Origin of the sequence: Mesorhizobium sp. M0514, assembly GCF_040321145.1 — a bacterium.
Taxonomy (GTDB): Bacteria; Pseudomonadota; Alphaproteobacteria; order Rhizobiales; family Rhizobiaceae; genus Mesorhizobium.
The window spans coordinates 1-26570 of the sequence record NZ_JAMYQZ010000003.1; the positions used below are offsets into that span (position 1 = coordinate 1).

28 protein-coding genes are annotated in these 26570 nt (G+C 63.7%); 8 read left to right on the plus strand and 20 right to left on the minus strand.

From position 1 onward, the window contains the following. Positions 1-47: 47 nt before the first annotated feature. The 16 genes from NKI61_RS01780 to NKI61_RS01855 all read right to left on the minus strand — a co-directional run bounded on the left by NKI61_RS01780 (position 48) and on the right by NKI61_RS01855 (position 13457). Positions 48-932 carry a flagellin N-terminal helical domain-containing protein gene (locus NKI61_RS01780; RefSeq protein WP_023683302.1) on the minus strand — a complete coding sequence of 295 codons (885 nt, stop codon included), beginning with the start codon at positions 930-932 and terminating at the stop codon, positions 48-50. Between the two features lie 281 nt (positions 933-1213). Continuing rightward, the gene (locus NKI61_RS01785; protein ID WP_023683303.1) at positions 1214-2098 is read right to left on the minus strand and encodes a flagellin N-terminal helical domain-containing protein; all 885 of its coding nucleotides are present in this window, start codon (positions 2096-2098) and stop codon (positions 1214-1216) included. A gap of 210 nt (positions 2099-2308) precedes the next feature. Next, the gene (fliP, locus tag NKI61_RS01790; RefSeq protein WP_023686348.1) at positions 2309-3040 is read right to left on the minus strand and encodes a flagellar type III secretion system pore protein FliP; all 732 of its coding nucleotides are present in this window, start codon (positions 3038-3040) and stop codon (positions 2309-2311) included. After that, complete coding sequence (locus NKI61_RS01795) at positions 3037-3537, minus strand: flagellar basal body-associated FliL family protein (protein ID WP_023673655.1); 501 nt, start codon at positions 3535-3537, stop codon at positions 3037-3039. The genes fliP and NKI61_RS01795 overlap by 4 nt, the downstream gene beginning before the upstream one ends. Before the next feature lie 17 nt (positions 3538-3554). Beyond that, positions 3555-4259 carry a flagellar basal body L-ring protein FlgH gene (gene flgH / locus NKI61_RS01800; protein ID WP_023673654.1) on the minus strand — a complete coding sequence of 235 codons (705 nt, stop codon included), beginning with the start codon at positions 4257-4259 and terminating at the stop codon, positions 3555-3557. After that, a complete protein-coding gene (locus NKI61_RS01805; RefSeq protein WP_023710974.1) occupies positions 4256-4831 on the minus strand; it encodes a MotE family protein in 576 nt (191 codons plus the stop codon). The genes flgH and NKI61_RS01805 overlap by 4 nt, the downstream gene beginning before the upstream one ends. A 9-nt stretch (positions 4832-4840) precedes the next feature. Beyond that, on the minus strand, positions 4841-6082 hold the full coding sequence (locus NKI61_RS01810; RefSeq protein ID WP_352838742.1) for a flagellar basal body P-ring protein FlgI: 1242 nt from the start codon (positions 6080-6082) through the stop codon (positions 4841-4843). After that, positions 6079-6606, minus strand: coding sequence for a flagellar basal body P-ring formation chaperone FlgA (gene flgA, locus NKI61_RS01815; protein WP_352838743.1), 528 nt, complete (start codon positions 6604-6606; stop codon positions 6079-6081). Before flgA ends, NKI61_RS01810 begins: the two co-directional genes overlap by 4 nt. Positions 6607-6612: 6 nt before the next feature. Continuing rightward, positions 6613-7401, minus strand: coding sequence for a flagellar basal-body rod protein FlgG (gene flgG / locus NKI61_RS01820; RefSeq protein WP_023673650.1), 789 nt, complete (start codon positions 7399-7401; stop codon positions 6613-6615). Positions 7402-7413: 12 nt separating this feature from the next. Beyond that, the gene (fliE, locus tag NKI61_RS01825) at positions 7414-7749 is read right to left on the minus strand and encodes a flagellar hook-basal body complex protein FliE (RefSeq protein WP_023673649.1); all 336 of its coding nucleotides are present in this window, start codon (positions 7747-7749) and stop codon (positions 7414-7416) included. After that, on the minus strand, positions 7749-8165 hold the full coding sequence (flgC, locus tag NKI61_RS01830) for a flagellar basal body rod protein FlgC (protein ID WP_023686341.1): 417 nt from the start codon (positions 8163-8165) through the stop codon (positions 7749-7751). Before flgC ends, fliE begins: the two co-directional genes overlap by 1 nt. A gap of 2 nt (positions 8166-8167) precedes the next feature. Continuing rightward, entirely contained in the window at positions 8168-8548 is a 381-nt protein-coding gene (gene flgB / locus NKI61_RS01835) for a flagellar basal body rod protein FlgB (RefSeq protein ID WP_023683310.1), read from the minus strand. Positions 8549-8633: 85 nt separating this feature from the next. Next, complete coding sequence (locus NKI61_RS01840) at positions 8634-9500, minus strand: hypothetical protein (protein ID WP_031195436.1); 867 nt, start codon at positions 9498-9500, stop codon at positions 8634-8636. Then, positions 9487-10908, minus strand: a complete 1422-nt coding sequence (gene fliI, locus NKI61_RS01845; protein WP_352838744.1) for a flagellar protein export ATPase FliI — start codon at positions 10906-10908, stop codon at positions 9487-9489. Before fliI ends, NKI61_RS01840 begins: the two co-directional genes overlap by 14 nt. A gap of 4 nt (positions 10909-10912) precedes the next feature. Next, positions 10913-11638 carry a flagellar basal-body rod protein FlgF gene (gene flgF / locus NKI61_RS01850; protein WP_023671749.1) on the minus strand — a complete coding sequence of 242 codons (726 nt, stop codon included), beginning with the start codon at positions 11636-11638 and terminating at the stop codon, positions 10913-10915. A gap of 7 nt (positions 11639-11645) precedes the next feature. After that, complete coding sequence (locus tag NKI61_RS01855; RefSeq protein ID WP_352838745.1) at positions 11646-13457, minus strand: DUF1217 domain-containing protein; 1812 nt, start codon at positions 13455-13457, stop codon at positions 11646-11648. Positions 13458-13601: 144 nt separating this feature from the next. On the opposite strand from NKI61_RS01855, the gene motA reads away from it, so the two are divergent. The 6 genes from motA to NKI61_RS01885 are packed head-to-tail and all read left to right on the plus strand — an operon-like array spanning position 13602 to position 18471. Beyond that, the gene (gene motA, locus NKI61_RS01860; protein ID WP_023671751.1) at positions 13602-14477 is read left to right on the plus strand and encodes a flagellar motor stator protein MotA; all 876 of its coding nucleotides are present in this window, start codon (positions 13602-13604) and stop codon (positions 14475-14477) included. A gap of 35 nt (positions 14478-14512) precedes the next feature. Continuing rightward, on the plus strand, positions 14513-15445 hold the full coding sequence (locus tag NKI61_RS01865) for a FliM/FliN family flagellar motor switch protein (protein ID WP_352838746.1): 933 nt from the start codon (positions 14513-14515) through the stop codon (positions 15443-15445). Positions 15446-15478: 33 nt separating this feature from the next. Beyond that, the gene (gene fliN / locus NKI61_RS01870; RefSeq protein WP_023671753.1) at positions 15479-15868 is read left to right on the plus strand and encodes a flagellar motor switch protein FliN; all 390 of its coding nucleotides are present in this window, start codon (positions 15479-15481) and stop codon (positions 15866-15868) included. Between the two features lie 44 nt (positions 15869-15912). Beyond that, positions 15913-16929 (plus strand): flagellar motor switch protein FliG, encoded by a 1017-nt coding sequence (locus NKI61_RS01875; RefSeq protein WP_023740996.1) that lies wholly within the window; start codon positions 15913-15915, stop codon positions 16927-16929. A gap of 21 nt (positions 16930-16950) precedes the next feature. Then, positions 16951-18018 carry a flagellar biosynthesis protein FlhB gene (gene flhB, locus NKI61_RS01880; RefSeq protein ID WP_031245956.1) on the plus strand — a complete coding sequence of 356 codons (1068 nt, stop codon included), beginning with the start codon at positions 16951-16953 and terminating at the stop codon, positions 18016-18018. A 15-nt stretch (positions 18019-18033) separates the two neighbouring features. Then, positions 18034-18471 carry a BspJ family T4SS effector nucleomodulin gene (locus tag NKI61_RS01885; RefSeq protein WP_023671756.1) on the plus strand — a complete coding sequence of 146 codons (438 nt, stop codon included), beginning with the start codon at positions 18034-18036 and terminating at the stop codon, positions 18469-18471. A gap of 37 nt (positions 18472-18508) precedes the next feature. Here NKI61_RS01885 and NKI61_RS01890 read toward each other — a convergent pair whose 3' ends face one another. Beyond that, on the minus strand, positions 18509-19279 hold the full coding sequence (locus tag NKI61_RS01890; RefSeq protein ID WP_023740997.1) for a helix-turn-helix transcriptional regulator: 771 nt from the start codon (positions 19277-19279) through the stop codon (positions 18509-18511). Continuing rightward, positions 19276-19986: a helix-turn-helix transcriptional regulator gene (locus NKI61_RS01895; RefSeq protein ID WP_023671758.1), complete on the minus strand. Its 711-nt coding sequence runs from the start codon at positions 19984-19986 to the stop codon at positions 19276-19278. Before NKI61_RS01895 ends, NKI61_RS01890 begins: the two co-directional genes overlap by 4 nt. Positions 19987-20493: 507 nt before the next feature. Here NKI61_RS01895 and NKI61_RS01900 point away from each other — a divergent pair. Continuing rightward, positions 20494-23400: a M16 family metallopeptidase gene (locus NKI61_RS01900; protein ID WP_352838747.1), complete on the plus strand. Its 2907-nt coding sequence runs from the start codon at positions 20494-20496 to the stop codon at positions 23398-23400. A 64-nt stretch (positions 23401-23464) separates the two neighbouring features. Next, complete coding sequence (locus tag NKI61_RS01905; RefSeq protein ID WP_352838748.1) at positions 23465-24658, plus strand: TMEM43 family protein; 1194 nt, start codon at positions 23465-23467, stop codon at positions 24656-24658. A gap of 86 nt (positions 24659-24744) precedes the next feature. Here NKI61_RS01905 and NKI61_RS01910 read toward each other — a convergent pair whose 3' ends face one another. Both NKI61_RS01910 and NKI61_RS01915 read right to left on the minus strand, forming a co-directional pair. Further along, entirely contained in the window at positions 24745-25776 is a 1032-nt protein-coding gene (locus tag NKI61_RS01910) for a histone deacetylase family protein (RefSeq protein WP_023747172.1), read from the minus strand. Between the two features lie 24 nt (positions 25777-25800). Beyond that, positions 25801-26454 (minus strand): TetR/AcrR family transcriptional regulator, encoded by a 654-nt coding sequence (locus tag NKI61_RS01915; protein WP_023686329.1) that lies wholly within the window; start codon positions 26452-26454, stop codon positions 25801-25803. Positions 26455-26570 lie beyond the last annotated feature (116 nt).

Below are 26570 nucleotides of genomic sequence, written 5' to 3' on the forward strand. Positions count from 1 at the left end.
CTGTCGGCGCGGCCCTTCAATTCAAGAAGGAGAAAGCCGGGTCAGGCTTACTGCTTGAACAGCGCCAGGATCGACTGCGAGTTGCCGTTGGCGATCGACAGCGACTGGATGCCGAGCTGCTGCTGGACCTGTAGGGCCTGCAGCCGCGTCGATTCCTTGTTCATGTCGGCGTCGACCAGCGCGCCGACGCCCTTGTCGATCGAGTCCGACAGGTTCGACAGGAAGCTCTTCTGGGTATCGATGCGCGACTTGGCGGCGCCGAGATAGGCAGCGCCCGTGGACAGCTTGGCAAGCGCCGTTTCAACGGCGCCAAGTGCGGTGTCGATGGCTGCCGGAAGGACCTGGGTTGTGCTGGGATCGAAGAAGGTCGTCGCCAGCAGAGCGCCGACGATGCCGCCGGTGCCGGGAAGATCGAGGACCTGCGTGTCGGCCGCCTTGACGTCGATGGTGTCGATGGCGACGGTCGTGCCGGTGCGGTTATAGGACGCGACGATCTTCAGGTCGGAGGTCGCGGCAGCGTCGTTCTGCAGCAGGTTCGAGCCGGCATAGGAGGCGTTGGTGACCGACGACTTGATCTGGTCCTGGATAGCCTTGATCTCAGTGGCGATCTTCTGCTGGTCGTCCTTGCTGGCGCTGCGTGCAGTGACCAGCTTGGCCTTGATCAGGTCGACCTGGTCCTTGATGTCGGTGATGGCGGTGTAGGCGGTGTCGACCTTGCCGGCGCCGAGGCCAAGCGCGTCCTGAACGGCCGAAAGCGCCTTGTTGTCGGACTTCATCGTGGTGGCGATCGACCAGTAGGCGGCGTTGTCGCTGGCGGTGGCGACGCGGTAGCCGGTCGAAATGCGCGACTGAGTGGTTTCAAGCTGCTTGTTGGTGTTGTTCAGGCTCTGCAGCGCGGTCAGAGCCGAAGCGTTCGTCATGATGCTAGCCAAGATATTTACCCCTTTTCAAACACTGGCGTGTCCCGCACACGCCGGATCAACTTCATCAAGGGGGTAGGCATAAGCCCATCGACCGTATGGTCTGCCCGCCATGGAATGGTTAACCATGACTACCGGGATATGGTTAATGGCCTGTTAAACCAAGCCATTCAGGGCGCTGGCCAGAAGCAAAAATCGGCCGCCATTTAGGAAGAAAATCAACAGCCGCAAAAAGAATCGGGCCGCGCTGTTGGCGCGGCCCGACGGATGGTGTCAGTCGTAAAGTCGAGAGATCAGCCGCGGAAGAGCGACAGGATCGACTGCGAGTTGCCGTTGGCGATCGACAGCGCCTGGATGCCGAGCTGCTGCTGGACCTGGAGGGCCTGCAGACGGGTCGATTCCTTGTTCATGTCTGCGTCGACCAGAGCGCCGACGCCCTTGTCGATCGAGTCCGACAGGTTCGACAGGAAGCTCTTCTGGGTGTCGATGCGCGACTTGGCAGCGCCGAGCGAGGCAGCGCCGGTGGACAGCTTGGCAAGCGCCGTTTCAACAGTGCCGAGCGCGGTGTCGATGGCGGCGGGGGTAACCGCCGTGGTGCTGGGGTCGAAGAAGGCCGCGGCGAGCAGGCCACCGACGATGCCGCCCGTGCCGGCGACATCGAGAACCTGCGTATCGGCAGCCTTGACGTCGATGGTGTCGATGGTGACGGTCGCGCCGGTACGGTTGTAAGCCGCAACGATCTTCAGGTCGGACGCGGCGGCAGCGTCGTTCTGCAGCAGGTTCGAGCCGGCGAAGTTGGCGTTGGCGACCGAGGACTTGATCTGCGCCTGGATGGCGTTGATTTCGGTCGCGATCTTCTGCTGGTCTTCCTTCGAGGCGCTACGGGCAGTGACCAGCTTGGTCTTGATCAGGTCGACCTGGTCCTTGACGTCGTTGATGGCGGTGTAGGCGGTGTCAACCTTGCCGGCGCCGAGGCCGAGGGCGTCCTGCACGGCCGAGTTGGCCTTGTTGTCGGACTTCATCGAGGTCGCGATCGACCAGTAAGCGGCGTTGTCGGAAGCGGTGGCAACGCGGTAGCCGGTCGAGATGCGGGCCTGCGTCTGCTCGAGGGATTTGTTGGTGTTGTTCAGGCTCTGCAGCGCGGTCAGCGCCGAGGCGTTCGTCATGATACTGGACATGGCTACTCGTACCTTGATTTTTACAGGGTGTTTTTGACATACCGGCTTTTCCGGTATGACGGAGCGGCATCATGCCAATGATCGTGAGACCCGATCACCCGCCATCTGCGAGCAATATGCGGGCAAGTCCCTACCAAAGGGCTAAACGGGACGGTTAACCGGAAATATATTGCATAAAACTTTAGCAAGGCGCCAACGGCGCGCGGACGGTCAGGTGAAGGAGCGCACCAGGCTGCCGACAAGCAGGTTCCAGCCGTCGATGAGGACGAAGAACAGGATCTTGAAGGGCAGCGAAACGACGGTCGGCGGCAGCATCATCATGCCCATGGCCATGGTGATGGTGGCGACGATCAGGTCGATGACGAGGAACGGCAGCACGATCAGGAAGCCGATCTCGAAGCCGCGGCGGATTTCGGAGATCATGAAGGCCGGCACCAGGATGCGCAGGTCGACGGTGTCCCTGGCAACGACCTGGCCGCGTTCGCGGGCGAGATCGGCGAACAGGTCGAAGTCCTTGTCGCGGACATTGTGCAGCATGAAGGTGCGGAACGGGTCCGAAATCTTTTCGAACGCCTCGGTCTGGCTGATCTGGTTGTCCATCAGCGGCTTGACGCCGGTGTTCCAGGCCTGGTCGAAGGTCGGCGCCATGACGTAGAAGGTCATGAACAGCGACAGCGAGATCAGGATCAGATTGGCCGGCGTCGACTGCAGGCCGATGCCGGCGCGCAGGATCGAGAAGGCGATGACGAAGCGGGTGAAGCTCGTCACCATGATCAACAGGCCCGGCGCCACCGACAGCACGGTGATCAGACCGAACATCTGGATGATATAGCCGACGGTGGCGCCGTCGGCCTTGCCGATGCCGCCGAGATCGAGCTGCTGGGCGGCGGCGACAGAGGTGGCGGCGACGACGATCGCGGCGGCGAGGACGAGTTTTCTCATTCGAGCAGCAATGTCCTGATCAGAACCTGTTTGGCATGGCCACCGCTGCGGATTGCGGCGCGCTCCTCGAGGTCGGCTTTCAAATGCTGGTAGCCGCTGGCGCCTTCGATCTGATGCATCTTCAGGGTGCGGACCATGGCAAGCAGGTCCTGGTGAATGCTTTCGGTAAGTTCCGGCGGCTGCGGCGCATCGTAGACCACCGACGCTTCCAGCCTTATCCAGGTGTCAGCAGGCGAAGCCAGATTGGTGGTGATCGGCGCCAGCTGGACAAGCGTCGGCCCGGTGCCGGGAGCATGTTCGGCCGCCTTGCTCGGTTGCTCGGCATTGGACTGGTTCTCCGGTGCGGCGGGCACAGGCACCGGTCCCCCGACGCCCTTCAGATAGCCGCCGGACATCCAGCCCATGCCGATCGCGGCGCCCGTCACCGCCAGCAGCATCGCAAGCTGGATGACAAGCGACGGGCCCTTTTTTTGCTGAACCTGTTCGACATTTGCCACGGCGCCGTTCTCCAGTCCTAAAAGGGGAGGACTTGGTCGAGGATCTGCTGACCGTAAGCGGGCTGCTGGATTTCGCTGACGCGGCCGCGGCCGCCATAGGAGATGCGCGCCTCGGCGATGCGTTCATAAGAGATGGTGTTTTCAGCGCCGATATCGGATGGACGCACCATGCCGGCGATGGTCAGCACTCTGAGCTCGTAATTGACGCGCACCTCCTGTGAGCCCCGGATCATCAGATTGCCGTTGGGCAGGACTTCGGTGACGACGGCGGCGACGTTGAGCTCGAGGTTCTCCGAGCGCTTGATTTCGCCGTCCGCATTGGTTTCGGTGGTGGAGCTCAGCCCCGCGTCGCCCTTGCCGCTGGTGGTGGCACCTTCCCATCCGAGGTTGACGTCATAGCCGAGCTTGCGCCCGGCGGTGCGGCTGCGGTCGTTCTGGTTCTTGAAGTTGGCCTTGTCGTTGAGCTTGATCCTGACGGTGAGGATGTCGCCGTCGCGCAGCGCGCGTGGGTCGGTGAACAACCGGCTCTGGCGATCATCCCACAGCGAGAATTTCTTCACTGGCGCGGGTGGCGTTTCGGGATAGGAGTAGGGCGCATTGACGCTGCCGGTAATGCCGGTGCCAACCGGCGACAGCGCCGGCTCCCTGCCGATCTCCCTGGGGTCGGAGGCGCAGCCGGCAAGTGAAGCGGTGGCGACCAGGGCGAGTATATGCGACTTCATGACGGGTCTACCCTTCGCGCCGCGCTGGCCATAATGCCGGTGAGCGTGGCTGCCGCCTTCTGGTCCATTTCGTTGAGAATGACGCCGGCCTTGCGCGAATCGAGTTTCATCAGGATGGCGGCGGCGAGATCGGTGTTGACCATGGCCAGGCGCTCGGCCGCGGCATCCGGTTTCATGCCGGCATAGATCTTGACGACGCCATCCTCGGCGCGGGCCAGGAAAACTTCACGCCGCTTCAGCCATTGCTCGTATTCGGCGCGCTTGTCGTCCAGCGCCTTCATGCGCTGGTCGATGCCAGCCTGCAACTGCTTCAACTCGTCGGCCTGCAGCGCGTAACGGCGGTCGCGGGCGGCGTCGGCGATGTTGGAGCAGAAGCGCTGGATCTCGCTTTCATCGGGCACCTTCTCGCGGACCAGCTGCTGCACTGCCGCCGGCTGTTGCCCGCCAGGAAGAACCTGCCGCACCGCTTCTTCCGCGCGAACAGTGCCGCCGGCAAGGACGGTGGCGGCGATGACGCAAGCCGCCAAGGCTGCGCTTCGGCGGTGCTGCTTTTGGGAAAAGAAATCGATCATCGGTATGGCCTATTGGAGAACCAGATCGGCCTGCAAAGCGCCGGCCGACTTGATGCCTTGCAAAATGGCAATGATGCCGTCCGGCTTGACGCCGAGACGGTTGAGGCCCGACACCAGCGTTTCGAGGTTCGGTCCGTCGAGCACATTGACGCGGGCGTCAGGCCGCGTGGCATCGATGGTGGTGAAGGGTTCCTCCGCTGTCACGCCCTTGGAGAACGGTTCCGGCTGGACGATCTTCGGCTGTTCGGTGATGCGCACGGTGAGCGTGCCGTGGCTGATCGCCACCCGCGAGATCTTGACCTCGTTGCCGATGACGATGGTGCCGGTGCGTTCGTCGATGACGACGCGTGCCGGCGTGTCGGTCTCGACCACCAAATTCTCGATCTCGGCGTAGAAGCGCGCCGCCGAAATATTCTTCGGCCGCCTGATCTGCACGGTACGTGCATCGCGCTCCGCCGCCACGCGCATGCCGAAGCGTTGCGAGGTGTAGCCGTTGATGGCGTCGGCGATGCGAACGGCAGTGGAGAAATCGGGGTTGCGCAATTGCAAGGTGAGCAGCGCCTGGTCCTCGAATTCGGCGCGCACCGTGCGCTCGACGATGGCGCCGTTGGGCACGCGGCCGGCCGTCGGCACGCCCTGCGTCAGCTTTTCGGCATCGCCTTGGGCAGTGAAGCCGGAAACGATGACCGAGCCTTGCCCGACAGCATAGATCTCGCCATCGGCCGCCTTCAGTGGCGTCATTATCAGCGTGCCGCCGGCAAGCGATGTGGCGTCGCCCATGGAGGAGACGTCGATGTCGATGCGGGCGCCCGACTGCACGTAAGGCGGCATGTTGGCGGTGACGATGACGGCGGCGACGTTCTTGGCCCGCGCGCTGCCACCTTCGGTGGCGATGCCGAGATTTTCGAGCATGGCGCGGATCGACTGTTCGGTGAAGGGCGAATTGCGCAGGCTGTCGCCCGATCCGGCGAGGCCGATGACGAGGCCGTAGCCGACGAGCTGGTTGTCGCGCGAAGCCTGCAGCTGCGCAATGTCCTTGATGCGCGATGCGACCTGGCCGGGTGGCAGAGAGCTTGGGCCGTTGGAGACCCTGAACATGCGGTTGGTGGTGGCCGGATCGTATTCGGGATCGACAAAGGCGCCGCCATTCTGGCCGGCAAGATCGCGCTTTTGCTTCGGCGTAAGACCGTCGGCCAGCGCCGGCCGCAGGCCGACAACGGCCGCGAGCAGAAGGGCAGCTCCGCGTCTCATGACGCGCTGACCCGGATGGTGCCGTCAGCCATCACCGTGCCGGAAAAGATCTTGCCGCTGTCTGTGTTGCGGACCTTTATCAAATCGCCGGCGGCACCCGGCTGCAGCGACACCGCCGTGGCCGAAATGGTGAGGTCGCCGGCGATGAAATAGACCTGCACGTCGGCGCCCTGTTCGACCAGCCAGGCGTCGCGGATGGCGGCGACCGGGATATAGCGGCCGGGCAGCAGCGTGCGCTTGGCGACCTTGCCCTGGAGTTCCATGGCCCGCGTGGCGACCGCATCTGGCCTGTGCTTGCCGGGGAGCAGCGTCACCGGTTTCAGCACGCCGATGTCGATCATCTCGCCGGGATAAATGACCCGGTTGGGGATCAGAACGATCTCGCCGGTTGCCTGACTGCTCGCGACCTGAGTGGTGGTCTGCTGGTCTGCGCTCTCCTGGGCAAACGCCGGCACACCGCCGGCCACCAGCGCCAGGATCAGCGCGGTGCGGCAAAGCGCGGAGCGGAAGGCCGGAGAGACCATCAAATCTTACCTGATGTTCTTGGACACGACGGAGGCCATGTCGTCGGCGGCCTGGATGACCTTGGAGTTCATCTCATAGGCGCGCTGCGCCGAGATCAGCTCGGTGATTTCCTTGACCGGATCGACGTTGGAGGCCTCGAGATAACCCTGCTCGACCGAGGCGAAGCCGGGATCGCCGGGCACGCCGACATTGGCCGGGCCGGAGGCCGGCGTCTCCTGGAACAGATTGTCGCCGAGCGGCGCGAGGCCTGCTTCATTGGCGAAGTTGGCGAGCTGCAGCTGGCCCAGCAGCTGGAGGTCGGTCTGGCCGTCGATGCGGGCAAAGACCTGGCCGGTCTTGTTGACGACAACTTCGATGGCATCGGTCGGCACGGTGATGGCCGGGATGACATTGGCGCCGTCGACGGTCACCAGCTGGCCGGTGGCGTTGGTGTTGAAGGCGCCGGCGCGGCTGTAGAGCGTGCCGCCGTCGCCGCCCTCGATCTGGAACCAGCCGCGGCCCGTCAGCGCCATGTCGAAACTGTTGCCGGTCGAGGTCAGTTCGCCCTGCGTATGGACGTTGCGCACCGCCGTCGTCTTGACGCCGAGGCCGATCGACACGCCTTCCGGCACAAGCGATGAATTGGAGCGGTTGGGCACGCCCTGCGTGCGGTCGACCTGGTAGAGCAGGTCGGAGAATTCGGCGCGCGCGCGCTTGTAGCCGGTGGTGTTGATGTTGGCGATGTTGTTGGCGATGACTTCCAGATTTGTCTGCTGGGCATTCATGCCGGTCGCTGCGATGGCGAGTGCTTTCACGGCAAGTTCTCCTCAGATGCCCATACGGCTGATTTCGAGATAGGCGGAGACGACCTTGTCGCGAATGGCGATCGTGGTCTGCAGGGCCTGCTGGGCGCTCATGACGGCGTCGACGACCTGGCGGGTGTCGGCGTCGCCCCTCAGCGCCTGGATCGACACCTGCTCGGCATTCTGCAAGGTGTTGACGGTCTTTGAAGCAGCCTGGCTCAGCGCTTCGGCGAAGGTGGTGCCGATTTCGCTGCCGGCCATCGGCGCCCTGGTGCCCTGGAACAGGTCGGTCGTGGTATCGGCGCCGCCGATCTCCGGCTTGAGGGGAAGCGATCCGATACCGCCAATGCCGCTGATCATTACTGGTTCCTCATCAGGTCGATGGTCATGGAGATCAGATCACGCGCCTGCTTGATGACCTGAAGGTTGGCTTCGTAGGAGCGGTTGGCTTCGCTCATGTCGGCCATCTCGACCAGCACGTTGACATTGGGCATCTTGACGTAGCCCTTGTCGTCGGCGGCCTCGTTGCCGGGCTGGAATTCGACGGGAAAGTCGCTGGGGTCGCGGTCGATGGAGTTGACCTCAACCGTCGTGCCACCCGAGGCACGATCGAGTTCCGAGACGAAACTGATGGTCTTGCGGCGATAGGGGTCGGCGCCCGGGGTGTTGCCGGTCGACTGCGCGTTGGCAAGGTTTTCCGAAACGACGCGCAAACGGTCAGACTGGGCGCTGAGGCCGGACGCGGCGATCTTGAGGGCTGAGGTCAAAGCGTCCATGGTCAGCTCTTCACCGCCATCATCATCATCGAATGGAAGGCCTTGACGATCGCGGTGTTGAGTTCAAACGAGCGGCGGACCTCGCCGGCCTTCATCAGTTCGTTCTCGACCACGACCGTGTTCTTCGAGGGCATGATGGCGCCGGTCGTCTCTTCTGGCTTGACCGTGAAGCCGGCATTGGTGGCGGCAGTGCCGAGGTGGCCTGCCTGGGTGGCGGTCAGCGACACTGCCGTGCGGTCGAGCACCTTCTCAAACGGCTCGACATCGCCGGCGGTGTAGCCCGGCGTGTTGACGTTGGCGATGTTGCCGGCAATGGCCGACTGGCGCACCGACAGCCATTGCGACTGCTTGGCGGCGAGATCGAAAAGATTGACGGGCTCCATGGGGATCTCCGGGCTGGTACGTACAAGACTAGGCTGCCAGTCTTGCGCGGACCTTGCGCGGCTCGGGGGTAAATCCGGTGTGCCGCTATTTGGAGAGTTCGATCACCTGGTCGGTGCTGGTGACCATGACCCACTTGCCGCCCCGTTGCTCGATCGACGAGACGACGCTGGTATCGGGCAGCTTCGAGCCGCGCTGGACGATCCACAGGCCGGCATCGTCCTCGATCATGGCGCGGCCATTGGCGACATGAACCATGCGAAATTTGGCGCCCGCCGGGAAGGGCTGCTCGTCGACGCCGGGAGGCTGGGTCTTGTCCTCGGGGTCCTGCAGCGTGCCGGTGGCGAACAGGTCGACATCGGGAACATCGTTTGCCGTCAGCGGCTGACCGCTGTTCTCCATCTGCGAGCCGCCGCTGACCCGCCCTGCATTGGTGCCGCTGCCGCCGAACTTGATCGCCTGCACGCCGAACTGGTCCTGATTGAAGAAGATATACCAGGGAAACAGCGCGCAGATCAGGCCAAGCGTGATGCCGAGCGCGGCAAAGACGATATCGCTGCGGCGGTCGGATTTCTTGTCGAGCCTGGGATATTGCGGCCTTGGCGGCTGCGGCCATTCGGTGACCGGGAACAGCCCGTCGAGAAGCGAGTCACGACTGGTCTCGATCGCTTCTTTGGGGCCGGCGCGAGGGGTCCTTGGCAATTCAGGCTTGACGACGCTGGGCAAGGCAGGCTCGGCCAAGCGAGGCACAGTGGACTCGACTACGCTGGCTACCCTGGGCAAGAATGGCCTGGCGGCCCTGGCCAGAATGGCCTCAGCCTTGGCGGCCTTGTCGAGATCGGCCTTTGCCCTGACAGCTCTCGCTTCGTTGGCCCGGGCTTCCTCGGCGGCACTGGCCTCTGCGATCATCTCGCGCAAAAGCCGCTCGGTGTACTGAAGCTCAGTCTCCTGCATCGACACTTTGCTTGCCTTTCAGATGACGGGCGAGGTCGGAGAATGCGTCGCTCGAGGCGCGATCCCTGGGCGACTGCGTCAGCGCCTCGTAGATCAGCGGCACCTGGCGCACGGCAATATCGAGCTCGGCATCGGCGCCGCCCTGATAGGCACCGAGCAGGCGGATGTCGCGGGTGTCCTCGAAGCGCGAGATCATCGATTTCAGCCTGGTCACCAGCATGCGTTGCTCGGGGCTCCATGCCTTGTCGGCGAGGCGCGAGATCGACGACAGCGGATTGACCGGGGGGTAGCGGCCCTGTTCGGCAATGGCGCGGTCGAGCACGACATGGCCGTCGAGGATGCCGCGTACCGAATCGGCGACCGGGTCGTTGTGGTCATCGCCGTCGACCAGCACCGAGATGATGGCAGTGATCGATCCCTGTCCTTTGATACCGGGGCCTTCAGCGCCAGGTCCGGCGCGTTCGAGCAGCTTCGGCAGGTCGGTGAAAACCGAAGCGGGATAGCCCCGGGCGACCGGCGGCTCGCCGGTGCCGGTCGCCACCTCGCGCAGCGCATGGGCAAAGCGGGTAATCGAATCCAGCACCAGCAGCACGCGATGGCCCTGGTCGCGAAAATGTTCGGCAACGCGCATGGCGGTATCCGGCGCGCGCCGGCGCATCATGGCGCTCTCGTCGCTGGTGGCGACGACGGCGACCGTCTTGGCCATGCTCTCTGCGCCGATCGTGTCTTCGAGGAATTCGCGTACCTCGCGGCCGCGCTCGCCGATCAGCGCCACGACCACGGTGTCGAAGGCGTCGGCGCCGGCCAGCATGGCGAGCAGCGTCGACTTGCCGACGCCGGAACCGGCAAAAATGCCGAGGCGCTGGCCGAGGCAGAGCGGCGTGAAGATGTCGATGACCTTGACCCCGGTCGTGAAGGCGGTGCCGACGCGCTGCCGCGCCATGGCGCCGGGCGTGGTGCCGTCGCCGCTCGCAGCCTCGCCGATCCTGATCAGCGGCGGGCCGCCATCGATGACGCGGGTCAGCGCGTCGATGGCGCGCCCGCGCCACGAGGCAAGCGGCGTTACCGTCAGCGGGCCGCGGCGAAACACGGCGTCGCCGATGCCGGCGTCGGCGCTGCGTTCGAAGGGGGCGATGACGACTTCGTCGCGGCCGATCCTGACGATCTCGCCGCGGCGCGTGCCGGCATTGCCGCGCTGTTCGACGAGGTCGCCAAGCCTGGCGACTTCAGACAGGCCGCGCACCTTGTAATGCGTTGGCGAAACCTCCGAAACACGGCCGCCGCGCCGCAGCAACGTCTCGGTGTCATCGAAGCGGCGCCAGATCCGCTCCAGCGCATCCAGCCGGTTTTCCGGTGCTGTCTCCGGTTGCCGTTCAAGCGCGCGTATCGATGATTTGCTGCTCGACATGCTGCTACGACTTGGAGCCGAGCGTCTTGATGGCGTCGTCGGTCGAGGCATCTGTCTGGCGCATCAGCGCCGCCGTGTTCTCGAAGGCGCGCTGGACCATGATCAGGCGCGTCATCTCCAGCACCGGATTGACGTTGGATTCCTCGACATAGCCCTGCGCGACGCCGAGATCGGAACGGTCGGTGACCGGCTCCGGCGCACGCGCGGGCACGATGCCAGAATTGCCGTAGCGGACGAAATTCGGGCCGGGATCGAAATTGAACAGGCCGATGGCGCCGACGAGCTTGTCGCCCTGGCGCAGCGAGCCGTCGGCGCCCGCCTTGGGTGGGCCGTCGCGCGGGTCGAGCTGGATCGGCGCACCGCCGGCGTCGAGCACCGGATGGCCTTCGAGCGACATCAACTCGCCGTTCTCGTTCATCGAAAAACGTCCGTCGCGCGTCATCACGGTGCCGGCCGGGGTGTCGATGCCGAACCAGGCATCGCCCTGGACGGCGAAGTCGAACGGGTTGCCGGTCTGCGTCATCGCGCCATGCGCGCCGGACAAATAGGTCTTGCCGGAGGAGGCGAAGGACACCGATTTGGGGCCGCTGCCGGAGACGACATCCTCGAACTTCACGCCGGTGGCGCGAAAGCCGATGGTCGAGGCGTTGGCGACATTATCGGCGATGGTGTCGAGACGGCGCTCAAGCGCGATCTGCGAGGAAAGGGCGACGTAAAGGCTGTCCTGCATGGTGTTCTCAGAATCTCAGTTTCTGCATGGCCATCATCAGATCGGTCGAGATGCCGACGGTGGTCGGCTGCGCAAACAGCACACCGATCGATGTCTGGGCGGTCGAGGTCGGATGATTGATTTCCCAAAGGCTGGTGAAGCGGGTGAGGAATTTCTCGAGCTTGGCCGGGTCGGTGAAATCGGTGAGGTCGAGCTTTGCCTCGAAGGCCTGCGCCTGCTTGTCGATATCTGCGGCAGCGAAGGAATCGGGCAGGCCGATGGCGGTGCGTACCACGCTGGCCAGGGCCGTGTCGGCCAGCACGTCGTACCAGTTGGTGATGGTCGAGGCCTTGCGCTCGAAATAGAGCGCCAGCCGCACGCCGTCATTGGTCTTGCCGGCGTCTTCTTCCAGGGTCTGGCGCATATATTTGTCGACCACCGGCTGCTGCGACGGGCTGCGGGTCGTTGCCGCTTCGCCGTAGGCTTCGAAATTCAACGAGGTGGCGAGCCTGGCATAGGCCTTGTTGGAGAGCTTGTTGGCGACACTGGCGGGATCACGGACACCACCCTCCAGGACATCGCGCACGAGATCCTTGTTGGTGGTCGCAGGATCGAGCCCGCTGGCGAACAGGGCATAGTTATAAAGGCGGCTGTCGGCCATCAGATCGTCGACGGATTTCACCTTGGTGATGTTGGCGAGGTAGTAGCTGGTCTCGGCCTGGACAGCGTCCGCATTCGGCTTGATGAGTCCAAGGCTGGACTCGGTCGTGTACAGCTTCGGCGTCGTCTTCAGCACGGCGTCGCGCGTGGTTGCCTGGTCGCCGTACTGGGCAAAGTCGAAGGCGGTGACGAAGTTGGCGTAGCTCTTGTCGGCCAAGAGGTTGGCGGGGCTCAACGGATCGGTGACGCCGCCATTGACCATGGTGCGGATCTGCTTCGTCGTCTGGGTCGATGCATCAAGCCCATAGGCAGCCATGGCGAAGGTCAGCAGGCGCTTGTCCTTCAGCAGGTCTTCGATGGACTTCACCTTGGAGATGTTGGCTGCGTAGTAGTCGGCCTCGCCCTTGATGTATTGCGCGGTCGGCTTGACGAGCAACAGTCCGGTTCCGCCGATCACAGCCTTCGGCACCGCCTGCTGGACGGCGTCGCCCGCCGTAGCCTGGTCGCCATATTGGGCAAAGTCGAAAGCCGCGACGAAAGCCGCATAGCCCTTGTTTGTCGACGTGTTTGCGGGGCTGTTCGGGTCGGTGACGCCGCCTTCCAGCATGGCCCGCACGGTCGCAGCCGGCTCGGCGTCGGCGTCCAGGCCGAACGCGGCCATCGCATAGGTGAGCAGGCGATCGTTGCCCATCAGGTCGTCGATCGATTTTACGTTGGAAATGTTGCTCAGGTAGTACGAGGTTTCGCCCTTGTAGTAGGTGAAGCCGTTCTGCGAAGGGCCGACCGAGACCTGGAGGCCGTAATTGTTGGTCACGCCCTGCTGTGCCGAATTGTAGCTCGTGGCATTAGCGCCAAGTGCGGCGAAATTGAAGGCCGACACGAACTCGGCATAACGCTTGTCGCTCAGTTTGTTGGCGAAGCTGTCGGAATCCGACACCCCTTCCTTCAGCGCTTTGACCATGAAGGCCTTGGCGTAAGCCATGTCGCCGAGACCGAAGGCTTTCATGGCATATTTGAACAGCCGGTCGTTCTTGACGAAATCGTCGATCGATTTCACGCTGCCGATGTTGGCGAGATAGTAGTCGGTGTCGCGCTTGGTGATCGGCTCCGCCTCGATGCGGTCGATCGCCTTGGGGATGTCCCTGGCGATGAGCTGGTAGCTGGTAAAAGTGCTCAACACGACATGCCTCCGGTCGCAGCTTCAAAAGCAAGACTATGCGGACTTGCTTGCGCGAGGCTGAATCGCTTCACCTTGCATGATTCAAGCCTCACACAAGGCACGGGGGCTATCGGTTAGGCCTGACGTGATGCGGAAGGATCTGGCGTGGGCATTCTGATCGGACTTGTGGTGACGCTCGGCTGTGTTCTCGGCGGCTTCATGGCGATGGGCGGCCATCTGCATGTGCTGATGCAGCCTTGGGAAGCGGTGGTCATCTGTGGCGCCGCACTTGGAACCTTTCTCGTCGCCAACCCGATGAAGACGGTCAAGGACACCGGCAGGGGTATCCTCGAAGCGTTCAAGCAGGCGGTGCCGAAGGAGCGCGACTATCTGGAGACGCTGGGCGTGCTGCACAGCCTGATGCGCGAACTGCGCTCGAAGTCGCGCAGCGAGGTCGAGGCACATATCGACAATCCGGAGGAATCGGCGATCTTCCAGGCATTCCCGACCGTGCTGAAGAATCACGACCTGACGAATTTCATCTGCGACTACTGCCGCATCATCATCATCGGCAATGCCCGCTCGCATGAGATCGAGGCGCTGATGGACGAGGAAATCCAGACCATCAAGTCCGACAAGATGAAGGCTTACCATGCGCTGGTGGCGGTGGGCGATGGTCTGCCGGCGCTCGGCATCGTCGCCGCCGTGCTCGGCGTGGTCAAGGCGATGGGCGCGCTCGACCAGTCGCCCGAAATCCTCGGCGGCCTGATCGGCGCTGCCCTTGTCGGAACCTTCCTCGGCATCTTCCTGTCCTATGCGGTGGTCGGGCCGGTCGCCACCAAGATCAAGACGGTGCGCGAGAAGAAGAACCGCCTCTATATCATCGTCAAGCAGACGCTGCTTGCCTACATGAACGGCGCCCTGCCGCAGGTGGCCATCGAGTTCGGTCGCAAGACCATCTCGTCCTATGAGCGGCCGACGATCGATGCCGTCGAGCAAAGCACGATGAACACAGCTTCCGCCGAGAAGAAAGCGGCTTGAGCCATGCATGACGACAGACAGGACCGCACGCCGTCATGACAAGTCCTGGCAGCCCCTCGCAAGCCCGCTCGCTGATCATTGAGCGTCTGGTCGGTGACAGCGGTGAGGCCGCTCATGTCATCGGCACCGGGCGCTCGATGGGCGAGCGCGCCCTGCCGCTGCTGCAGAAGAGCCTGGCCGGCGAACTCGGCGCACCGGTCACCGTCGACCTGCGCGCGGTCGAGATCAGCCGTGTTCCCGATGCCCGCACGAATGCCGGCGATGCCTTTGCCATGACCATCATAGCATCGCCGACGTCTTCGGATGCGATGACGCTGGTGGCTGATGCGCCGGCCATCGCCGTGATGGTGTGCGCGCTGTTCGGCGGCGATCCGGATCAGCCGGTTTCGCCGATCGAGCGCGCTCTGTCGCAGATCGAGACCGATGTCGCGACCACGGTCTTCCAGGAAGTTGCGCAGGCGTTGAACGGATCGGGCCGGCGCTCGCTCGAGCTGCGGCTGCCGGTGCCGCGGGCGCTTTCGGGCAGCGAAGCCAAGCGCCGCGTGCTGCGCGATGGCGCGGCGGTGCGCATCGTCTTCGGCATCTCGACGCCGACCGACAGCGGAACGGTCACGGTGATGATCCCGCAGCGCATCCTGCTGGCCACACGCGGTATCGCCGATGTCCACGACAGCGAAGGCACGACCTCCGACTGGCGGGCACGTTTTTCCGAAGAGGTGATGCGCTCGACGGTGACGCTCGAAGCGACCATGCCGTTGGCACGCCTGACGCTCGGCGACCTCGCCGGCTTCGAGCCGGGCCAGATCATCGAGTTCGAGGAAACCGCGCAGTCGCAGGCCAAGCTGAGCGCGCGCGACAAGACGCTGTTTGTCTGCGAATTCGGTAAACTCGGGCAGAACTACACCGTCCGGATCAGGCATCCTTACGATGCCGGTCAGGATTTTATCGATGGGCTCATGCCGGGCTGACGCCGGGCAAGCCCAAGCATTTGGAGACGACTGATGGCCAAGACCAAGGTGGAAGCCAATATCGACCAGCCGGACGAACAGCTCGACCGCGCCATCGAGGAATTGCGCGGTGTCCTCCAGGAGGAGGAAAAGCGCCCCGACGCCGCCTTGCGGGCTGCCACGTCCGGCGCCAATTCGAACATCATCATGAGCATTCCGGTCGATGTGCAGATCATCCTCGGCAGTACGGAAATGCCGGTGTCGGACCTGATGGCGCTGCAGAAGGGCTCGACGGTGGCGCTCAACCGGCGCATCGGCGAACCGGTCGATGTCGTGGTCAACGGCCGCAAGATCGCGCGCGGCGAGATCACCGTGCTGGAAAGCGATCCGTCGCGCTTCGGCATCAGGCTGACCGAAATTATCGCTGCCGCCAAGAGCGCCTGAGGATTAGACGACATGCGGTCTCAGCAGCGATCGGAGCTTATGCCATGACGACGCCGGTGACGCTCACGCGCCCGCAAAAGGCCGCCGCCATCCTGGTGGCGATGGGCAAGCCTTCGGCCAGCCGGCTGCTGAAATTCTTCAAACAGGAAGAACTGAAGGCGCTGATCGAAGGGGCGCGGCTGCTGCGCACCATTCCGCAAAGCGACCTCGAACGCATCGTCGCCGAATTCGAGGCCGAGTTCACCGAAGGCGCGGGCCTGCTCGATTCCGCCGACCGGATGGACACGATCCTCAATGAATCGCTGTCGCCCGAAGAGATGAGCGCCATCATGGGCGACAAGCGCTTCGAGGTTGCGCCGGAAGGACCACCGCCGATCTGGCCGGAGCTGGAAAAGCTCGAGCCGACGCGTCTGGGCACGTTCCTTGCCGCCGAGCATCCCCAGACCGCGGCCATGGTGCTGTCGAAGCTTGCGCCGCAGGCCGCCGCCAACATTTTGCTGACCATGGAAAAGCCGATGCGCAGCCAGATCATCAAGCGCATGGTGACGATGGCGACCATTCCGGACGCGGCGACCAGGATCATCGAGAACCAGCTGCGCGCCAGCGTGCTGGCGCAGACTGCGACCAAGGACATCTCGGCGGGACAGGCGCGCGTCGCCAGTATGCTCAACGAGATGGACAAGCCTCAGTTGGAAGAGGTCATGCAGGATCTGGAAGAGGCCGGCACGCCGGACCTCGGCGGTGTCCGCTCCAGGTTGTTTGCCTTCGACGATCTGCCGCTTTTGACGCAGAAGGCGAGGGTACTTCTGTTCGACGGGCTGTCGACCGAACTGATCACGCTGGCGCTGCGCGGTGCGGCGCCCGCATTGACGGAGTCGGTGCTGTCGGCGATCGGCGCCCGGTCGCGGCGCATGATCGAGTCCGAGCTCGGCCAAGGCTCGGAAGGTATCCAGCTTGCCGACATCATGACGGCGCGCAAGACCGTTGCCGTGGCTACAATCCGGCTGTCGCGAGAGGGGGCATTTGAACTCCCTTCATCGCAGCAGAGCGAAGCGGCCTGACGCTGAGCAACAGACCCCACAATGGCTGAAGCGGCGGACAAAGACTCCAAAACCGAAGACGCGACCGAAAAGAAGATCCGCGACACCATCGAACAGGGCAAGCTGCCCCATTCCAGGGAGGCCGCACTTCTGGCGTCCTTCATCGCTATACTGGTGTTCACCGTCTTCTACGCCAAGGACGCGGTCGTCAATCTCGGCATGTTCCTGTCGATGTTCCTGGAGAAGCCCGAGGCGTGGCCGATGGACACCGAGACCGACGTCATCGCGCTCTACAAGACCGTGATGATGGAGATCGGCCATGCCGTTGTCAGCCTGCTGGCGCTGCTGGTGGTGGCCGGCATCGGCGCCTCGGTGCTGCAGAACATGCCGCAAGTCGTCGGCGAGCGGATCCGGCCGCAACTGTCGCGCATCTCGATAGCCAAAGGCTGGACCAGGATGTTCGGCATTCAGGGCTGGGTCGAGTTCCTGAAGTCGCTGGGCAAGCTCGGCTTCGCCAGCATCGTGCTCTACTTCACGCTATCGCAGGACTACCGCCAGCTCCTGGCCGGCATGATCACCAACCCCGTCGCTTTCGGCCTCGTCATCAAAAGCATCACCGTCGACATATTGGTGGCGATCGTCTTCGTCATGGGGCTGATCGCGGCGGTCGACGTCGTCTGGTCGCGCTTCCACTGGAAGCAGGATCTGCGGATGACCAAGCAGGAGGTCAAGGACGAGTTCAAGCAGTCCGAGGGCGACCCGATCATCAAGTCGCGGCTGCGCTCGCTGGCGCGCGACCGGGCGCGCAAGCGGATGATGACGGCCGTGCCGCGCGCGACGCTGATCATCGCCAATCCGACGCACTTTTCCATCGCGCTCAGATATGTCCGCGACGAGGATTCAGCACCCCTGGTGCTGGCCAAGGGCCAGGACTTGGTGGCGCTCAAGATTCGCGAGATTGCCAAGGAGCACAACATCCCGATCTTCGAGGACGTGGCGCTTGCCCGCTCCATGTACAAGCAAGTTTCGGTTGATAGCGTGATCCCGTCGCAATTCTACCAGGCCGTCGCCGAACTGGTGCGGATCGTCTACTCCAAAAAAAAAGGCTGAGCGGAGACAAATTTCATGAACCGCCAACCGCACGCAAAATCCCGCGAACTCATTGTCGCCAAGGCCATCGAGCAGGTGGTCGACGAGTTGCGGCTGATCGACGTCGCCGACTACATCGCCTTCATCCGGCTCGAGCATTTCGCTTGCCTGTCGGATCTGGTGGATTCGGCTGTGGAGCTTTTTTTCCTGCCGGGCACGCTCAGGCTCGGCCATGGCGGAGAGGCACATGTCGACTGGAGCGGCAGCCCGCGCATCGTGCTCGATCTCGAGCTTCGGCCGCCGGGCGTCACCGTCTATTTCCAGCTGACGCTGAGCGAGGAGAGGTCTTCGGTCGCGGTCAACTATGTGTCGTTCGAGAAGCCCGGCGAAGACCCCGAGCACAACACCGCCTTGCTGGAGACGGTCATCGAAGAGGCGCGCATTCGCCGGACCGAGCCGCTCGCCTATCGCTGATCTTTTGTCTTATCCCAATCGCCGGACGCGGCTTTGATCACTCGATCAGACCCAGGCGCAGCGCCTTGGCCACCGCCTGGTTGCGGTTGACGGCGTTGAGCTTCTGCGTCGACTGGGTGAGATACTGGTTGGCGGTGTGGACCGACAGCTTCAGCAGCCTGGCGATCTCTTCGCTGGTGTTGCCGTTGGCGGTCAGCTTCAGGCACTCCAGTTCACGCTTGGAGATCGACCGCATCCGGCCGGCATCGTTCGGACGAATGCGGGCGACGGCGGCGAACAGCGAAAAACAGCGGGCGTGGATTTCGTAGAGCGTGTCCTCCGGCAGAGCGATCGTCGAGCCGAGGAACACCACCAGCCCGCAATGGCCGCGATCGGCATGGACGGGAAAGGCAATGCCGTTGGTGCCCGGCGCCAGCGGCGCCGTCCGCTCCGCCCAGGCGAGGTTCTTGAAGACGGCGTCCGAGCCGGCGATGCCGTCATCGGCCCACCAGCGCGGCGCTGTCGAGGCGCCGCTGTGGCGAACCATCTCCTCGCCATTGGCGCCGGCGATGAATTTGGTCGCAACAGCAGTGGCTGGATAGTCGGAATCGAAGCTCGGCACCAGGCGCGCCCGTTCCGGGGAGGGGCTGACGAAATAGAGGCCAAACGCCGACGCGTTGATGTCGACGGCGATCCAGCGGCAGCGGCGCACCGCGTCCGGGATGGTAACGGCATGGTGCGTCTCGGAACCGATGGAGAAGGCGCCGAACGGATTGCGCTGCTCGTTGAAAAGGGCTTCGGCCGCCGCCTTGATGTCAGCGTGTTTCAAATGATGCCGCTCCTGATCGCCGTGGCGATGGCCATCGCGCGGTTCGAGGCCGCGAATTTCTGGATGGCGTGGGTGATGTAGCTGTTGACGGTGTTGGACGAGACCCCGAGGATCACCGCGACCTCATCGGTGGTCTTGCCTTCAGACACCCAGAACAGGCATTCGCGCTCACGGTCGGACAGCGGGTCCTGCATGGCGGCGGCGGCGATCAATTGCGGGATGGCGGACAGCGCGTAACAGCACTTCAACTGAGCCTTCATCAGCGCCGGCTGGTCGATACTGCCGGCCTCGGCCGCCGAGAAAAGCGCAAACAGCCGCTGGCGACCGACATTGAGCCGCAGTGAATAGACTTCGGCATGGCCAAGCACGTCGAGCAGGCGCGCCTCTTCGCCGGTGAGCAGTCCGCCGGCGTCGGGCGCCGCGGCGGCGACCAGCGGCCTCGGGCGGATGCCAGGTGCAACGGTCAGCGGTCCCTGGGCAAGGCCGGCGATCAGCCGCTTGCCGATCAGTTCAATGGCGTCGAAGATCCAGTTGGATGAGACGATGCGGGCGTCGTTGCGATCCTGGTCGTGGACGATGGCGACGAGCATGTAGCTGTCGGCGCCGATCTCGGCGGCAAGCTGCATGAAAAAGGAGGTGAGATCGCCGCGCGATTCAAGGCGCGAGCCTAACGTATCGGATTGGAGAAGCGCGGCGGAACTGCTCATTGGATGCTTTGGTTGTATGTCATGGCCGGAGTCTTTTCTTGAGCCCGGACGCTGGGGTTGGCAGCGGCCGAACTTGAAGACGCATCACGTTTACGAAGCACTCACACGGCGCGGCGGTCGCGCTGATCGCCGAATCCATTCAGGGAACGCGAAGCCGTCCGCGTCTGGTGCCGGTCATTGGCCGGAACTTGAGACTTTGGGTGGTTGCCGCGCCCCCCAAGGACCGGCTGATTCGGGTCTAATCTACCCGCAGATGAATCCGACATCAAACGCGATTTGACAAAATCAATATTATTGGACTCAAGCGACTCAGGGGCGGCTTTCGCGGCCTTTTCCGCCGCAAAAGGCCTGAAACGCCGACACGAAAAAGCCAGAGGGTGTTGCGATACTGCCGTATCGAGGGCCGATCGATTCCGATAGGGTCTCGGCAGCCGGGAGGGGTGGGCATCCCTTCGGTCATACGGCGGATTTGGCGGCGCTTGCTCGCGGCCATCAGCATCGGGGGTCATGATGAAGCAGGTTTTCCTGGCGTTCACGGTGGTGCTTGCGGTTCTTGCCGGCATGGCAGCGCCCGCCAAGGCTGAGCCGACCGTTACCTATGCGCTCGACAACGGGCTGCAGGTGGTGCTGGTGCCCGACCATCGCGTGCCGAAGGTGGTGATGAACCTGCGCTACCGCGTCGGGTCGATGAATGAACCCGCGGGACGCTCGGGCTTTGCGCATCTGTTCGAACATCTGATGTTTTCCGGCACGCCGGCCTGGCCGAACGTGTTCGGCGCGCACGCCGCACTCGGCAACGAGATCAATGCCTGGACCACCGAGGACGGCACGGTTTATTATGTCGACGGGCTGTCGTCGTCACTGCCGATGATCTTGTCGCTTGAGGCAGACCGCATGGCCAATCTCGGCCGCTCGGTGACTCAGGCCAAGCTCGATCTGCAGCGCTCGGTGGTCAAGAACGAGATGCGCCAGAACGTGCTCGACAAGGCCGGCGCATCCGGCTGGGAAGCTTTCTGGTCCGGCTTGTTCCCGAAGCCGCATCCCTATAGCCGCATGGTCATCGGCTCGGTCGCCGATCTCGATGCGGCGACGCTCGACGATGTCAGGGGTTTCTTCAACAGCTACTATCTGCCCAACAATGCGGTGCTGGTGCTGGTCGGTGACTTGGAGATCGACGACACCAAGGCGCTGATTGCCGACACGTTCGGCCGCGTGGCGCGCGGCGCCGATGTGGCGCGGCCCGCGGTGCCGGCACCGACGCAGGCCCGGCTCAAGCTGGTGCTCGAGGATCGTGTGCCAAGCCCCATCGTCGTGGTCGGCTTCAGTGGCCCGGTGGCGCAGTCGCCCGACAATGGTGCGCTCAGCATTGCCGCCGAACTGCTCGGCAACGGCGAATATGGGTTTTTGCGCAACCGGCTGGTTTCGCAGTTGGGCATTGCCACCTATGCCAGCGCGAGCTGGACCGGCGGTCTGCTCGGTGGCCGCTTTACGTTCGAGGCGGGTGCCGCCGAAGGTGTGGCGCCGGAAGCGCTGGAAAGCGCGATGAAAACGGCGTTTGCGGATTTCCTGAAGACCCCGCTCGATCCGGTCGATGTCGAGCGTGCGCGCACGGGCATCTTGCAGGCAGCGCGGCTCGGCAGCGAAGCACTGAAGGATCGCGCCGGCGTCGTCTCCTACAATGCCGACGTGCTCGGCGATGCGCAGAGCGCGCTGGTCGACGACCCGCGGGTGAAGGACGCCAGCGTGGCGGATGTCGAGGCAACGATGAAGCGGCTGTTGAAACCGGAAGACGCCAGCATACTGGTGCTGAAGCCCGGCCCGCGCGGCGGCTATCCCGATGCACTGATCGGGTCGTCCGGCACACCGCAGCCGTTCACCGCGCCGGAGCGAGCGGCGATCGACATTCCGAAGCATGCGGCCGAGCAAGCGCCTTCGGCAACACTGCCCGCCATGGAAACGGCGACGCTCTCGAATGGCATCAAACTCGTCCACTACACAATGCCGGAAGCGCCGATGGTGTATGTCGCGGCCAGTGCCGCCGGCGGCTGGAACAGCGTGCCGGAAGGCAAGGAGGGATTGCTGGAGCTTGCAGCAAGCATGGCGACACGCGGGGCCGCCGATCGCGGCTCGGCTGATTTCGCCAAGGCGGCCAGCGACATCGGCGCCGGCGTCGGCCACCAGGCCGGAACGCTGACCACGATGATGACGCTTGGCGTGCCGCCGGAAAAGCTCGACCAGGGTATTGGCCTGCTCGCCGACGCGGTGCTGAAGCCTCGTTTCGACAAGACCGAATGGACGGTGCTGATGGCGCAGACAGTCGACTGGCTAAACGGCCGCGAGGCGGATCTGCCCGGCGTTGCCGGCCGCATGGCAAAGGCGACGCTGATCCCGCAGGTGCCGGGCAAGGCAGCGGTGGACTGGTCGGCAAAGGCGCTGGCCTCGATCTCGCTCGACGAGGCGAGGGACGCATTCAAGGCGGAGTTCACGCCGAAGGCGGTGACCTTCTACAGCGTCGGCCCGATGCCGGTCGCGACCGTCGCCGCCAGCCTTGAAAAAGCATTCGGCGCGTGGACAAGCGACACCGCCGGCTATGCCGTCGAGCCGTCGCCGGCGGCGCATTTCAACGGGGGACAGAAAGTGCTGCTGGTGCCCGAACCCGGCGCCAGCCAGTCGGCGCTGTTCGTGGCGCGGCCGGCGCCCGGCACCGACGAGAGCGAGCGCGCTGAATCGACCGCGGTCTCCAACCTGCTTGGCGCCGATTTCTCCAGCCGGCTGAATTCGGTGATCCGCGAGGAGAAGGGCTACTCCTATGGCGTGTCGAGCTATCTGATGAGCCCGATGAAGGCCGGCTCGGGATTGGTCGTGGCAACCACCGTCGAGCGCGCCAACACCGGGCCGGCGATTACCGAAATCCTGAAAGGATTTGCCGGCCTGACCACCTTGCCGGTGGCGCAGGACGAAGTCGACCGCACGGTGACTGTCTATCGCCGGGCGCTGGCTGGATCGGCCGAGACGTCGGCTGGTCTGTTCTCCTCGCTGATTGGCGCGGTCGGCAGCGGATCGACGCTGGAGGACCAGCAAACCCGCATGGCGGCGCGCACAAAGCTGACGCTCGATGCGGTTCAGAAACAGGCGCTGGCCCTGGCGTCGCTCGATCCGTCGCTGATCGTGGTGGCGGGCGACCCCGATGTGGTGATGCCGCAGCTTGCCGCGATCGGCCTCAAGGACGTCGAGATCGTCAAGCGTGACGAGGCTGGTGAAGAGACGGCGATGCGGGCGCTCGATCTTCTCGGGGGCAATCGCCAGGCGCCGCTGTCTGCCTCGCCGTGGCGGGTTGGCGATGGCGGCACGACGCGCGCGGTGCACGCCTGCGCCGGCGAAAGGGATTGCGGCGCGCAGATCCACGCCGATTGACGGGCTAAACGCGCAGCCGCCGGCCGCGTTGTAATTTTGGGATAACTTTGTTTCGGGGGAAACGATGAGCGATTCATTTCGGGAAGTCACATCCGTCTCGTGGTTCGGGCGGATCAAGCGCGCGGTCGGCGGGGTCATCTTCGGCCTTATCCTGATCGTGCTGATGGTGATCGGGCTGTTCTGGAACGAAGGCCGCGCCGTGCAGACGGCGCGCTCGCTGGCCGAAGGTTCTGGAGCGGTGGTTTCGGTCGGCGCCGACAGCGTCGATACCGCCAATGACGGCAAGCTGGTTCATGTCAGCGGACTGGTGACGGCGGACAGCGGCCTGGCGGATCCGGATTTCGGCATCGCCACGCAAGGGCTGCGGCTGTCGCGCAGTGTCGAGATGTATCAGTGGAAGGAAGAGTCCAAGTCGGAGACGACCAAGAAGCTCGGCGGTGGCGAAGAGACGGTGACCACCTACAGCTATTCCAAGGTGTGGGACGACAGCCAGATCGACTCGTCGGACTTCAAGAAGCCGGACGGCCACCAGAATCCGCCGATGGAAATCCACGGCCGGACCTTCCAGATTCCCGAGGGCAAGCTTGTCGCCTTCGATCTCGATACGCCAGTGCTGGACCGTATCGAGGGTGACAAGGACTATTCGCTCTCAGCCGACCAGTCGGCGGCGATAAAGGCTGCCTATATCGGAACGAAACCGCTCAGCATCGTCGATGGCAAGATTTTTCTCGGCAATGACAACACGACGCCCGCTTTGGGTGACTATCGAATCGGCTACGAACTGGCGCCGCTGGGCGTGGTTAGTATCATCGCGCGCCAGGCCGGCAGCCGCTTCGAGCCCTACCAGACGCAAGCCGGCGATGCGCTGCTGATGGTCGACACCGGCAACGTCCCGGCCGAAAAGATGTTCGCCGAGGCGGTCAGCGCCAACACGCTGATCACCTGGCTGCTGCGCGGCGCCGGCTTGCTGTTGCTGACCATAGGCTTTGCGCTGTTCCTCAGCCCGATCGGGGTGATCCTAGACGTCATACCCTTCCTCGGCAGCATGGCGCGGATGGGTACCGGCATTATCGCCTTCGTCCTGGCGATCCTGGTCGGCACGGTGACGATCGCGATTGCCTGGTTCTGGTACCGGCCGTTGCTGGCGGTGGCCATCCTGGCGGCAGGCGTGATTGCGGCGGTGATTGTCTACCGCATCGGCCGGTCGCGAAAGGCAGCCGTTCCGGTGGTTGCACCTAACCCGGCTGCGGCCGCCTAGATGGTCGGGGCGGCCGGAGCCGCCCCATATCTCTTTGGCGCAATCCGGCCGGAAAACCGCCTCACACTTATCCTGGAATTGCTTTCCTATTTGTCCTCGAAGCCGGTGAGCACGCCGACGGCGTTGATGCCGATCTCCTCGACGGCGTAGCCGCCTTCCATCACGAACAGCGTCGGCAGGCCGAGCTTGGCCATGCGCCGGCCGATCTTCGGATAGTCCGGGCTTTTCAGCTTGAACTGGCTGATCGGGTCCTTCTCGAAGGTGTCGACGCCAAGGGAGACGATGACGATATCGGGGGCGTAGGCGGCGAGCTTGACGCAGGCATCCTCCAGTGAGGCGTTCCAGGCGTCCCAATTGGTGCCGAAGGGCATGGGATAGTTGACGTTGAAACCTTCGCCGGCGCCGGCGCCGCGTTCATCGGCATGGCCGAGGAAGAACGGATACTCGACCATGGGATCGCCATGCAGGTTGAGAACCTGCACGTCGGCGCGTTCATAGAAGATCTCCTGCGTGCCATTGCCGTGGTGGTAGTCGACGTCGAGGATCGAGACGCGTTCGGCGCCCTGGTCGAGGAACCACTGCGCGGCGACCGCAGCATTGTTGATGTAGCAGTAGCCGCCCATGAACCCGGCACCTGCGTGATGGCCGGGCGGGCGGCAAAGCGCGAAGGCCGACCGCTCGCCACCCTTGACCAAGGCCGCCGCCGTCAGCGCCACGTCATAGGACGATTTGATGGCGGTCCATGTGCCTTCGACGAAGGTGGCGCCGGCGTCGAAGGAGTAATAGCCGAGCAAGGCGTCGACGCGCTTGGGTGGCACGTCGCCGCGCAGGCCGCGCGTCGGCCAGGTGAAGGGCATCGCCGTGCCATCGAGGCCGGCGGCCTTCCACGCTGGCCAGACGGTTGGCAGGAAGTCGATATAGTCGGCCTTGTGGATGCGCTTGGCGGCTGTGAGATCGTGCTCGACCGGTCCGATGATCGGCCCCAGCTTCTCGCTCTCGACCCGCGCCTTGATGAACTCGGCCCGCGATGGCTTTTCGAAACCCGGCACGATTGCCGACGTGACCAGTTCCATCTGGCCGGCATGGCCGGCATGAAGCGGCGAATAGACAGTCTTCATGAATTTCCTCTCGAAATTGCGAAATCAGTCAAGGTTGAGATAGGGGGTGACCAAAGCGAGCCACATTCTTTCCACATCGTCCTCGATGAGGTCGTATGTCTTGCGATCCCGCTTCAACCCCACAAGCCGGCAGGCGTGCCCGACATCCATCATCAGCACGCCGAGCCGGCTGGCGATCTTGTCTTCAAGGGCCGGGTTCACATGCTGCAGCCACGCGGCGTAAAGCGCGATGATCTGCTCGTCATATTCGTCCTGGATCGGCCTGAGGTCGGCATTGCCGGATATCGCCTCGATCACCGGCATCAGGGTGGCGTTTTCGAGATATATTCTGGAGGTATCGATGAAGAGCTTGCGCACCTCCTGCCGAAACTCGTCGCGGTTGGTGGGTGGGGTGACCTCGATGCGCCTGGCGATCACCTCGGGAAACGACGACAGCCAGCGCCGGGCGAGGTCTAGGAGAATGGCTTCCTTGTTGGGAAAGTACTGGTAGACCGAACCGACCGACAGGCCCGCGCGCCGGGCAATGGCGAGCGTCGTCGGCGTCTTGGTTCCTTGCTCCCGCGTCAGGATCAGCGCAGCGTCGAGTATCCTGTCGACCACCTTGCTCGACCGTTCCTGCCGCGGCTGCTTGCGCGGTTCGAGCGCCATCCTGGTTTCGCGGCTGAGACTGCGCTTCACGGATTGATGCCTTCGTTCCCTGCCGGTTTCAACACAGGTCCCGGTCTCAACATTGGCGTGGTGTGTCGTCCACAATACATTCGAAATTCGGCACGTTGACAAACGCGAATAATTAG